This window comes from Dyella monticola (genome assembly GCF_003363155.1).
GTDB classification, from domain to species: Bacteria; Pseudomonadota; Gammaproteobacteria; order Xanthomonadales; family Rhodanobacteraceae; genus Dyella_B; species Dyella_B monticola.
This window is the reverse complement of sequence record NZ_QRBE01000002.1, coordinates 238,927-250,831: the sequence shown is the minus strand read 5'-3', so window position 1 is coordinate 250,831 and position 11,905 is coordinate 238,927. Positions and strand designations below refer to the sequence as shown.

10 protein-coding genes are annotated in these 11,905 nt (G+C 60.7%); 3 read left to right on the top strand and 7 right to left on the bottom strand.

Annotation, left to right across the window (positions count from 1 at the left end):
• From DWU98_RS04855 to DWU98_RS04845, 3 genes are all read left to right on the top strand, one after another.
• Positions 1–1,707 (top strand): hypothetical protein, encoded by a 1,707-nt coding sequence (locus DWU98_RS04855; protein ID WP_147293219.1) that lies wholly within the window; start codon positions 1–3, stop codon positions 1,705–1,707.
• Positions 1,704–3,251 (top strand): oligosaccharide flippase family protein, encoded by a 1,548-nt coding sequence (locus tag DWU98_RS04850; RefSeq protein WP_115494369.1) that lies wholly within the window; start codon positions 1,704–1,706, stop codon positions 3,249–3,251. Before DWU98_RS04855 ends, DWU98_RS04850 begins: the two co-directional genes overlap by 4 nt.
• A gap of 244 nt (positions 3,252–3,495) precedes the next feature.
• Positions 3,496–4,221 carry a hypothetical protein gene (locus DWU98_RS04845; RefSeq protein ID WP_147293218.1) on the top strand — a complete coding sequence of 242 codons (726 nt, stop codon included), beginning with the start codon at positions 3,496–3,498 and terminating at the stop codon, positions 4,219–4,221.
• A gap of 284 nt (positions 4,222–4,505) precedes the next feature.
• On the opposite strand, the gene DWU98_RS04840 is transcribed toward DWU98_RS04845, so the two are convergent.
• From DWU98_RS04840 to DWU98_RS04810, 7 genes are read right to left on the bottom strand one after another with little or no spacing between them, the layout of a single operon-like run.
• Complete coding sequence (locus tag DWU98_RS04840) at positions 4,506–5,267, bottom strand: glycosyltransferase family 2 protein (RefSeq protein WP_115494367.1); 762 nt, start codon at positions 5,265–5,267, stop codon at positions 4,506–4,508.
• A 9-nt stretch (positions 5,268–5,276) separates the two neighbouring features.
• Positions 5,277–6,461: a hypothetical protein gene (locus tag DWU98_RS04835; RefSeq protein ID WP_115494366.1), complete on the bottom strand. Its 1,185-nt coding sequence runs from the start codon at positions 6,459–6,461 to the stop codon at positions 5,277–5,279.
• On the bottom strand, positions 6,461–7,627 hold the full coding sequence (locus DWU98_RS04830) for a glycosyltransferase family 4 protein (RefSeq protein ID WP_115494365.1): 1,167 nt from the start codon (positions 7,625–7,627) through the stop codon (positions 6,461–6,463). The genes DWU98_RS04835 and DWU98_RS04830 overlap by 1 nt, the downstream gene beginning before the upstream one ends.
• Entirely contained in the window at positions 7,624–8,265 is a 642-nt protein-coding gene (locus tag DWU98_RS04825; protein WP_115494364.1) for a polysaccharide deacetylase family protein, read from the bottom strand. Before DWU98_RS04825 ends, DWU98_RS04830 begins: the two co-directional genes overlap by 4 nt.
• Positions 8,262–9,431, bottom strand: a complete 1,170-nt coding sequence (locus DWU98_RS04820) for a glycosyltransferase family 4 protein (RefSeq protein WP_115494363.1) — start codon at positions 9,429–9,431, stop codon at positions 8,262–8,264. The genes DWU98_RS04825 and DWU98_RS04820 overlap by 4 nt, the downstream gene beginning before the upstream one ends.
• Positions 9,428–10,549 carry a glycosyltransferase gene (locus DWU98_RS04815; RefSeq protein WP_115494362.1) on the bottom strand — a complete coding sequence of 374 codons (1,122 nt, stop codon included), beginning with the start codon at positions 10,547–10,549 and terminating at the stop codon, positions 9,428–9,430. The genes DWU98_RS04820 and DWU98_RS04815 overlap by 4 nt, the downstream gene beginning before the upstream one ends.
• Entirely contained in the window at positions 10,546–11,904 is a 1,359-nt protein-coding gene (locus tag DWU98_RS04810; RefSeq protein ID WP_115494609.1) for a phenylacetate--CoA ligase family protein, read from the bottom strand. Before DWU98_RS04810 ends, DWU98_RS04815 begins: the two co-directional genes overlap by 4 nt.
• Between the last annotated feature and the right edge of the window lies 1 nt (position 11,905).

Below are 11,905 nucleotides of genomic sequence, written 5' to 3'. Positions count from 1 at the left end.
GTGCGTCGCCGCTTTATCATCGCACTGATGGGCCTGGCGGTCATGCTGATGAGCGTCACGCCTGCCTGCGCGCGTACACGCCATGCAGTGGCGACTGCGCACGGTGCGTCGGCAAGCGAAGCGGTACCCGCGGACACCGTCGCCGATCAGCGCATCGTCGTACATCGTAATGTTGGTGACGACGCGGACGAGCTTGTATCCGTGGGCATTCCGTTTGCACCCGGTGCGTTGCGCGATACGCGCCTGTTGCGCATTCTCGATGAGCATGGCGCGGAAGTCCCCGCAGCAGTCCAGACGACATTGCTGTGGTACGCCAAAGACGGCAGTGTGCGCGCGGTTCGTGCACAATTTCATGCGCATCTTATCGGCGATACCCAGACGTTCTATTTCTCGATCGGCAAGCCGCGCCAGAAGGATCTGCCTGGATGGCCCTACGCCAATGGACTGGTCGCCGGTGAACAGGGTTTGAAAGTGGCTGCTGCCTTGGCGACGCTCAGTCCGGTATGGCTATGCAATTCGCTGATTGCCGGTCCTCAGTTTCCGGCGCCGGCCAACGAGGCATACGCCAATTTCGTGGCGGCGCAGTTTCAATGGGCGCGATCGCTGCCGGTGAACGACCCCACCGCGTGGTTGTTCGACCGGCCCACGACACTGTTCCAGGCGTACATCCGCACCGGGCGCTTCGATTATCTGCAGGCGGCTGACCTCAGTTACCACTTTTATATGAAATACATCCGCCGCGATGGCCTGGCGATGAGCCCCTTTTGCGCCGGCGGATGGACCTACAATCAAAAGCCGTGCGACGTGAAATACGTCTACGTCGAACCGATTCTGCTTTCGCTTGCGCTGACGGGCGATGACAGCGAACACAATCTCGGTGTGGTCGACAAGATGATGACGCTGTGGGAAAACGGTGGCTGGGGCAACCGGCCGGGCCCCTATACGAGTCCCTCGCAGCATTTCACTGAGCGCATGACGGGCCTGGGTTTGCTCGAAACGGTCAGCGCCTACGAATTGACCGGCGACCACCGTTATCTGGAACGCGTCAACGATCGCATCAGGTGGCTATACGAGCATCAACGCAACAATCCCGATGGTCTGGGCAATGACGGTTCCTGGCGCAACAGTTGGAACCTCCACGAAGACGATTCATGGAATCCATTGACGGACGTGCGCGGTACGTCGCCCTGGATGACGCAAAACATCATCGATGGCTTGTGGCACGCGTGGCTGGTGACGAATGATCCCCGAATTCCGGCCATGATCACCGGGTTTGGTCGTTATCTGGAGCGATACGGCTGGATCAAGCCGGATCTGCTGCATTATGAACACGACTGGCGCAATCCATGCTCGGGCCCTGATGGCCAGATCACGTGGTACTGGTCATCGGCGCACGCGGACACGAAAGCGCTTTCGCATATCGAGGATTCGGACGGCTGGTATAGCGATGCGCATACGGTCGAGATTGCATTGCCGGTGGCGGCGGCCTATTACTTTGAACAGGATCCCAAACAAAGCGCAGCCCTGAAGCGTCGGCTCGATGCGCTGGCGTCGTCCTACAACGTCGAGTGCGCAAAATCGGCCGATCCGCTGCGGCGGTTCAATTGGAATAATCGCGGCAGCGGTGTCGTCGCGTGGTTGATCCGCCAACCGGCTGGCAGCGGTGCAACGGCAACTGCAACGTCACTTAGAAGCGTGACGCCATGAAGCACCGATTGGCGGTACTGCGAAGCATCACCCTGGTCTCGGTCTGCACGTATGTCGAGTACGCGCTTGGCCTGCTCGTCAGTATCTGGATTGCGCGCACGCTCGGTCCGGCGGATTTCGGCCGCTACGCGTTCACCGTGTGGCTGTGCAGTTGGTTGATGACCTGCAGCAATCATGCGTTGACTACCTCGTCAACGAAGTTCATTGCCGAAGCGGATGGGGCGGACCGCCCGGACCTTGCGTCGCATATCGCCCATCGATTGAGCCGATACCAGAACCTGAGTTCGCTTATCGTCGTGCTGCTGTTTCTCGCGGCGATCCTGGTTATTCGCCCAGTCGAGTGGCGGCAGTCGCTATGGCCGATCATCGGTCTGGTGATCGTCGCCGTGGTTTCCAAGGCGAACTACGCCATGCTCGTGGGGATCGAAAAAGGCCAGGAGCGGTTCGAGCCGGTGTCGATTGCGACGGTGCTGACCGGTGTCATCAACGTCGGGCTGATTAGCGCGGCGACCATGGCGCACGCGGGCATGGTGACATTCGTCGCGCTGTTCGCGGTGGCGTGCCTGATGCTGAACCTGATCAACCGACTTGCGTTCCATCGGTATTGCCGGCCATTCTCCGCTGGACCGATTCCGGATGACATCGGCAAGCGGCTTTCGCGGCATCTACGCCTGACCGCAGCGCTGGTATTGCTGATTTCGCTTCGGTCGAGCACGATCGAAGTGTTCCTGCTCAATACCTATTCGACGTCGGTCGCAGTCGGCTTCTTTGCCATTGCCTCCACCCTGACGCGTGGTGCCGTCGAACTGCTTTCCGTTGGCCTGACCACCACCCTTTTGCCATACATGGCCAAGTCGTTCGGCAAGAGCGGCACGGGGCAGGCAGCGCGCCTGCTCACCGAGGCGGCACGGTTTTACTGGGCCACCGGGCTGGTGATCGCGGGTGTCGGCCTGATCGCTACGCCCGAAATCGTCACCTTGATGTATGGCACCCGTTATGTCGGCGCGATCCCGGCGATTGAAGCCATGCTCGTGCTGGCCGGGCTGCTCCTGGTCAGCAATAGCATCGGGGCATTTCAGATCGTGGTCGATCGCCAGGACGATCGCGTGCGCATTTCGATCCTCGTCCTGATCGCCAACGCCGTACTCGGCGCCGCGCTGGTGCCGTTCTTCGGTCTGACCGGGGCCATGATCACCTACGCGGGCACCCGTTTCGCGGAGCTCGGCCTGGCCATTTTCTACTTGCGCAAGGCGACCCGAGGCAGCTTGCCGCTCGTTCCCATGGCGCGCCTGTTCGCTGCCGCGGTGGTGGCGACGGTGGTGGCATGGCTGATCATCGCTGTAATCCCCAGTCGCTTCGGCTTTATCGTCGGCGGCCTGGTCTTCGTGGGAATTTTTGTGCCCGCCAGTTTCGTGGTGCGGTATTGGAGTGCGGAAGACTATCAATTGATGACGATGATCACCGATCGTCTCGGGCCACCGGGGCGGACGCTGATGCGTGGCTTGAGCAGCCTGCATGGAGCGACGGCCAAGGCGCCGTTGTAATTGCACGGGGAGTCATGGGATGCGTTGGAAAACCAAGGCAACGTTGCAGAACGCGGTATCCCGCCTGCCGTCGGAGTCATCGTATGCAACGTATTATTGGCTTCAACGCCATTTTGGCGGATTGCGCCATATCAATCCGGTAGCGCGGTTGAGAGCCGGGATCGAAACATGGCGGCAAATCGAACGGCTTGGCCGCGATCCCCTCAATAAAATATTTTTCGAAGTGGGCACAGGGCGTGTGCCCATGACGCCGTTAGCCTATTGGCTGATGGGCGCCAAGCGCGTCATCACCATCGATCTGAATCCCTATCTCAAAGCAGAACTGACGAGAGAGTGTTTGCAGTACATCGCCGATCATGCTGAAGAAATACGGACCTTGTTCGGCCGGCTATTGAATCGAAATCGATTCGAAGCATTGCTGTATCTGCAGCGCCAGCATGATTTCGATCTGCACAATGCTCTCGATCTTTGCCATATCGTCTACATGGCGCCCGGTGATGCGGCGCGGACTGGCCTGGATCCTTCCACGATCGATTTCCATACCTCTTTCAACGTCTTCGAGCACATCCCGCGCGAGGTGTTGCTGGCGATTCTTGCCGAAGGCAACCGCATCATCAGCGACACGGGCCTGTTTGTTCATCGCGTGGACTACTCCGATCATTTTTCACACTCCGATACACGCATATCGCCAATCAATTTCCTGCAATATTCCGACGCTCAGTGGAACCGCTACGCGGGAAACCGCTACATGTATATGAACCGGTTGCGCCATGATGATTTCCTGGCGTTATTTGCATCGGTTCGCCACACCATCCTCGCGACCGAGCCGACGATCGACACGCCATCACTGCGATTGCTGCGCGACGGCCAGCTGAGCGTGGATGTACGGTTCGGCGTCAAGACGAATGAAGTTTTGGCGACAACCGAATCGTGGATCGTTTCGGCCAAGGCTGAGCCGGTTGTGGCGTAACGGTATTAACCTAAATCGAGGAGCCTGCTGCCTGCCCCGATCGGCTCCCTCCCTGCGCTAGTAGGGGAAGGCAGGGGTGGGGTAGCCCGGGTCTTAGCGCCAACTGGATATCGCCGTGATTGTTGCTGGCAGAAAGACGTCGTGATGCACCTACCTTGCGACGGTGTCTGGTTCGCGCAGTTCGCTACGCTCGCACCCCACCCTGGCCCTGCCCTGCAAGCAGGGGAGGGAACGTGTTCTCGTGAGCGTCGAGATCGCGCACCGCGAAGAGACGACGAACCCTGTCAAATACGCGCACCCCTGCGCTTGAGCACCGCATGCTGCACATACCGCGCCATGTAGAACGCTGACTGCATCATCCCCAGCTTTGCGATGCTGCGATAAATGTCCCACTGCCAGGATGCCGCACGCAGTTTGTTGCCCGATAGCGATCGTTCGCGTACCAGATACCAGGCCAGCGGTTCGGGGGATTCCACGCGCACGGCTTTGCCGGCGCGCCGCACCTGTTCCAGCCAGAACACATAGTCTTCATGACCGATGCGCTGGAAGGGTACGTCGCCGAGTTGTCGCGCGTACATGCCGGTGAGGTTGCCGATGAAGTTGCTGGCAAGCATGTCCCGCCAATCGACCTGCGGCGGTGGCATCACTTTGCTCAGTACGCCGCCATCTTCGGTGACACGCCAATACGAGGTGTAGCTGATCAAGGAGCCGGTGTTGCGCATGCTGGTCAATTGACGTTCGAGCTTGGCGGGGTGCCACCAATCGTCGGCGTCGAGAAACGCAATGTAATCACCGCGCGCGGCAGCGATGCCGGCATTGCGCGCGGCGGCGACGCCTTGATTGGACGGTTGCCGCACGACACGTACTCGTGGATCGTCTGCCGCATAAGCATCGAGCATGCATGGTGAACGATCGCTCGAGCCATCATCGACGGCGATCAATTCCAGGTCGGTATGGCTCTGCGAAAGCACTGAATCGATAGCGCGCTGCAGCCATGGCTCCGCGTTATAGACCGGCATGATGACACTGACGAGATCGTTGCTCATGCTGTCACCTCACGCGGTCTGCGCCTCGGTAGTGGCCGACACCCGGGGGCGCGGCAGCTCGTAGTCGCGGTAATCGTGCGGATTGCCGGTCAATCCCGCTTCCGCGGCCCTGATGATGTTGTAAACCTCGCGCGCAGTGACATAGTGCAGGACATAGCGCTTGCCGTCGTTATAGGTGTTCTCCAGATAGCGGTGCATGCGATCGGTGGGATCGCCGAGCAGCGTATTCATATCGCGCTCCTGCGTGCCGTGCGTATGTATCTTCACGAATACCCACTCGGGGCGGCCTTCAACATGTACACCGGTGTTGACCCATGCGTCGACCCGATCCGGCGTCGGCGGACAGGCGTGGCGTACGTCCGCATTCTCGATGCGCGGCACGATGCCCAGGCGCCGGCTGCGCCAGTTCAGACCCAGAGGCCCTTGCACGATCATGAGATCGCCGCTTGGTTTGCCGCCGACGCGTACACGCTCGCCGGTGTCGTGTGACTTGGGCTGCGCGGGGTCATCCGTCGCGTAATAAATCGCGTTGATCATGCGCGTTTGCGTTTCGCTCGGCGCGGAAGGCAGGGTGAAATCGGCGTAGCAGCCCAGCTCGCGCAGCAGGATCAGCTCGTTGTTGATGCCGCACCAGCGCCCATCCGCGCGCGAGTTGTCCAGACACCAGTTGCCGTGGATAAAGCCGAAGCGCAATTGACCGGTTTTGGGGTCGCGCGGCAACGCGTTGTGCCGTTCATGCAATACCTTATTGAAACGCTCGATGGTGGCCCGGAAATTAGCGGGCGTGTCATTGTCGTGATGAAGGTGGACTTCGATTTCGCCATAGCCTTCCGCACACAGCGACGCCAGCTTTTGCAAGTGTTCCTCGAGGTATTCCTCCTCGGGGTAAAAGAAGGTGTGCTGGGGTGGCCGACCGTCGGCGTCGCGATGAGCGCCGGCAAGCTTGCGGTAATCGCGGCACCATCGATCGACGCGTGCACGCTGGGTTGCCAGGTCGACCTTGCCCCAGGCGGGTTCGAAATGATCGACAAAGCAGAACATGAGGTGGACCGGCTTATCGGCCACGCGTGGTGGTCGCCGCCGGAGGTAGCTACCCAGCCAGATTTGCATGTGGCGCGCGCGTATCGCCAACGTGACGGCAACCGCCAGCATCAACAGCATGGCAAGTGCGGTCAGTAGCGCGATCGTCCACATCAGTGCGCACCTTCGGCAGGTAAAAGGGTAAGCAATTGCTCCGCGTTATTGCGCCATTGGCGCTCGCGCTCGATATAGCGACGCGCGGCGTCACCCACCCTACGGTGCTCGTCCCGTTGCGTCGCCAGGTCCAGCACGCGCTGTACGCATGCAGCTATTTCGCCGCGCGGGAACAGCCAACCGGTGTCGCCATCGCCGATTACCTCGGCAACGGGTGCGTAATCGGGCGCGACCACGGCGACACCCATGCCCATCAGTTCGAACAGTTTCATCGGTGAACCGTACTGATTGGAATTGGGCAGTACGGCGTAATCCATGCAGGCGATCCAGCTTGCAATATCCTCATGCGCGACCCGGCCGGGTAGCAGCACGCGGTCGGATAATCCACGTTCCGCAACGAGCGCCCGCACCGCCGGCAACGTCCGTCCGTCTCCGACAAAAACCAGCGCGAGCTGCGGCACTTCGGCCAGGCGCGTGGCAATGGCTTCGACAAACGCATCGACGCCATGCCAATGCGCGAAGACTCCGATATGGCCGCATACGATGCGACCGGCAAGCCCGCGGTCGGCACGCAATCGGGCCGCATCGAAACGCGAGGGGTCGAATCTGGAAAGATCGACGGCATTGGGCGTGACCACGGACGGCGCGATCTGCCCATAGGCGGCTTGCGCCTGATCGCGGAAATAGCTGGAGATGAACACGAGCCCGGTGCAATGGCGCAGGCACCATGCCTCGATGCGCCGCGCCAGCCCCTTCAAACGCAGGGGGCGCACGCGTTCGACCAACGCCGAATCATTGATTTCAAGCACCAGCGGAATGCCGTGCCGCCGCGCCAGCCATACCGTGGCAAACAGAAACAGCGAATAGCGTTCGTAGATCAGCTGCGGCCGCTGCCGGCGAATCGCAGCGCCGACGCGGAAAAGAGTGACGACGTTGTAGCCAAGCTCAAGGCATTCAAATAACACACCCGGCAGCCGTGTGATGGCTGAGGCGATCCGGCCACGTTTCGAATGGCCCTGGATGGTCGACTCATGTTCGGGGTCGGCACCGGGGAACGACATGATCGACACCTCGTGCCCCAAAAGACGTAAGGCATGCACGATCCCGCGGATATGCACGCCTTCGACGTGGCGGCCTCGTGTTCGATGGTGGTACATGATTTTCATGGCGCATCCTGCGGCAGCGCGCGAAAGCGATATCCGTCGGACAGCCATTCCGGCAGCATCACGGCGAGCGCATCGCGGGCGCGGTCGCTGTCGTCGTGCATCAATACGATATCGCCGGGTAGCGGCGGGTCCGCGCGTAGCCGTCCGACCATTTCGCGGGTGGGCTTATCTTGATAATCGAGGCTGTCGTAAGACCAGTAGACAAAACTGCGCCGATGCACGGCGAAATAGCACAGAAGGTCTGCGCCCACGTATCCGTGCGGTGGTCGCATACGATGGTGGAGACGTCCGTCGAAGGCGCTCAGCAATGCATCGGTGCTGTGGATTTCGCCGAGCTTTTTGCGTGTCGTCATGCGTTTGAACGACCAGTGGCTATAGGAATGATTACCCAGCATGTGGCCTTCGGCCACGATGCGTTCCACCAGCTCGGGGTGACGCTCGATTTTTTGCCCCACCAGGAAAAAACTCGCTTTCACGCCGTGTTTTGCCAGCAGATCCAGTAACGGTGGCGTATAGACCGGGTCGGGACCGTCGTCGAAAGTGAGGTAGCAGACATTGCTATGACGCGAACCTTTGGTCTGCACCAACGCATCCGGGAACAGGCTCAGCCAATGCTGTTTTTTGGGTCTCATATTCATGCGGATGCGCCTGCGGGTGCGGACGATTCCACGGCGGCGTGCAGGATGGCGTCCAGTTGACGAATGTTGTCCTCCCAGCGAAAGCCGCGTGCGTGCGCAGCGATGCGCTTGTGGTTCCAATGCCGTGTACTCGCTTCGATAAGTGCGTCCGATAGCGCTTCCCGTTGATGGGGCAGCACCAGGATACCCGCGTAGTGCGGCACCACCTCCGGAATGCCGCCTACGCGGCTGGCCACCACCGGCGTGCCGCAGGCCATCGCCTCGAGCACTACATTCGGTACGCCCTCGTTATGGCTGGGCAGGCATAGCACATCGGCGGCACGAAACCAGTTGCCCAGCTCCGCATGGGCGACTGCACCGGCTATTTCAACCCGATCCAGGCAACCCAGTGCTTTGGCGCGCTCAAGCAGCGTGGCGCGGGCAGCGCCCGTGCCGACGTAGATCAAGCGCGCCAAGGGCTGTGCGGCGAGCAGCGCCGGAAATGCTTCGAGCAGATCCAGGCAACCCTTGGAAGCCTTCAAGTTGCCCACGAACAACAGCAGCGGCGTATACGTCGAAAAACCCAGCCGCGCACGCGACTCGGCACGCATGTCGGGAGAAAAGATCGACGTGTCGACGCCGTTGTAAAGCACGTGTACGTTGGATGGCCGAGTGCCCAATCCGATGGCTTTGGTCGCCAGCGCGCGGCTGACCGCAACGACACCGGCGGCACCTGTCAGCGCCGAGCGAATTTGCGGGCGCTGCAGTCGATAATTGGCCTGCACATTGAGGTCGCTGCCGTGCACTTTGACTACATAAGGAATGCCCAGCCAGCGCGCCAGCCAGCCCACGGCCGCGCCATCGGGATAGGCCCAGCTGACGAGCATGCAGTCGTAGTGGGCGTTTCGTATCTGGCGGCCGCGCTGCCATAGCAGCGATAAGAGCCAGCAGATTGCATGCAGCGAACGCCCGATGCGCGGCGGAAAGAAGAAAACGAAATAATCGGTATGAACATGGCCGGCATTCACTTCGCCGCGGCGTTCACCCAACCGTTCCCGGAAATCGACGGCCGTGATGACATCCACGTCGTGCAGTTGTCCCAGGCGTTCGAATTGCTGACGATTGAACGCGCCGCGCAATGGGTCCCAGGGTGTTGGAAACAAGTTGGTCAGGATCAATACTTTCATTGCGTCTGGCATTCCTTTGAGCCGTCGTAAAGTTGGGCGTAGCGCATCGCCATCGTTTCCAGTGATCCGTACTGTTCTACCCATGCGCGGGCCGCGCGACCTGAGGCCACGGCATGCTGCGGGTTGCGCAAAAACGCAAGCATGGCCTCGGCGAGTGCAACCGGGTTACCCGCCGGTACCAGGCTGCCGGTGGTGCCGTTGCGCACGATCTCGCCATTGCCGCCGACATCGGTGGCGACGATAGGAAGTGCGGCGGCGCTCGCCTCCAGCAAGGCCATCGAATAACCCTCGCTCAGCGACGAAAGCACGAACATATCCAAGCCTTGCAACCATTCGCGCACGTCGCTGCGATCACCCAGGAAATGCACGCAATCGGCGACACCCTCGTCGAGGGCGCTTTGTTGCAGGGCGGTGCGAAGTTCACCGTCGCCAATCAATATCAGGGCGGTATCGGCAGCGTGTTCGTGCACCGTCTTGAAAGCGCGGATGAGGCCACGCTGGTCCTTGGTCCAGTTCAAGCGTCCGACCGTGCCGATGACCCGGGTTTGCTCAGGCAAATCGAGCAGGCGTGCGATCCGGCTGCGCGCCAGCGAAGAGGTAGTCGCAAACGCTTCCACCTGGATGCCGTTAGGTACGACGCAGGCCTTCGAAGGCGGAATAATGCCGCGCCGGATCGCGTCGCTGCGTGCCGCTTCGCAGACAGTGACCACGGTATCGGTGCGTGCCAACGCACGCCGATACAGCCATTCCCTCCGGCGCGCGCGACGATTGACGCCCATGCCATGGCGCGTATTGATCACCTGCCGCATGGGAAGGCCACAGGTGGCCAGCACGGCCTGATAATGCGCGACCGCATTATGGGTATGCAGCACTTCCGTGGCATGGCTGCTTACCATCCGGCGCGCTCGCGCCAGCGCCGCCAGATCAAGCCCCTGGCGTTTTCCGCACACCTTCACCGCAATGCCCTCTTCGTCCAGCTCATGCGCCAGCGAACCGGGCGAATACAGACACACGACCTGGCAGCGATGTCCTTGCCGATGCTGATACTTCACCAGCTCCAGCACCATGCGCTCGAGGCCGCCGCGGTCCAGGCTTTCGACAAAGTGGGTGATGTTCACGGCGTCAGCTCCGATACCGTGACACGACGTTTTCCGCTGCGCGTAAGAGGGATATCGTCGACGAAGTGGCAATGCAGTTGCACGCTACCGCCAAGCACCTTGTCGACCTCGCGATGGATGTACGCCAACGAGGCTTCATCGAAGCCGGCGCCGCGCACGATGGAGAGGTCGAGGTGGTCGAGGCTGCGCTGCACCAATTGGAAGCGCTGCAAGCCGGGGACATCCTTGAGCATATGTGGAAAGAATTCGCCAGGCAGTACGTGTCCGTTCGACGTACGAATCGCATCGAGGATGCGGCCATCGACGCGCGTCAGCAACGGCAAGCCACGCCCACAGGCGCAACGCTCCGCGGATGCCGTCGCCATGTCGCCATTGGCATAGCGTACGAACGGCATGCCGTAATTGAACAGGTCGGTGATGACGACATCACCGGTCTGACCATCGCCCGCGGCGCCGTGCGACGTACGCAGCTCCACCAGCAGATGATCGCTATTTACGTGCAAGCCATGGCGCTGTTCGCACTCGGCGGCGATCAACATGAACTCGCGGCAGCCATAAGTATTGAACGCAGGCGCCATGAAGGCTTGCTGGATCGCATCGCGCTGGAATGCGTGCATCGCTTCAGCGCCGCCGATGATGGCCTGCGGCCGCCAGATCTTGCGGCCACTGGCGTTCAGCCATTGGGCCAGCTGCAGCAGTGGTCCGACATAGGCGACGATGATGTCCGGCCGATAGCGGTCGATCGCATCGGCGTATTCGGCCATGTTTGCTTCGGTCATCCTGAAGCTGTTGAGGACTCGGCGCGAAAAGACTGTGTTGTAGATGCGATCCTTGAGTTGATGCGTGCGCGTGGGATCGCCGACCGCCCCGCCCCAAAGGAAGAGGGTGCGGCGTCCCATGCGCGACCCGGCCCATTCGTAACCGCGCCACATCACGGCCGTTCGGCGATCGTTGCTTTCACGCGTGTAGCCGAAGCGCATCGGTTCACCGGTCGAACCGCCGGTGGCTTTGTATAACAGGCGATCGCGCCAGGAGTCGGCTTTCAGCTCGTCCGAATGCGCGCGGATATCGGCTTTGGTCAGTACCGGAAGGTTCGCATAATCATCGAGATTGCGGATGTCCTTGGGCGCAATGCCCAGTTCGCGCCAACGCGTGCGGTAATAGGGCACCTCCCGATAACAGTGCTCAAGCAAGTGCTGCAAGCGCTCCCATTGCAACGCTGTGATCTGGTCGCGGGACAGCCACTGATTGCGCCGGTAATCGTCGAGATAGGCGAGTGTGCGGCGACGTCTCAGGCCCGTCTCATAGGCCGGAAACAGCACGCGCCGAAAGGCCGCTTCATATAAGCCGCTCATG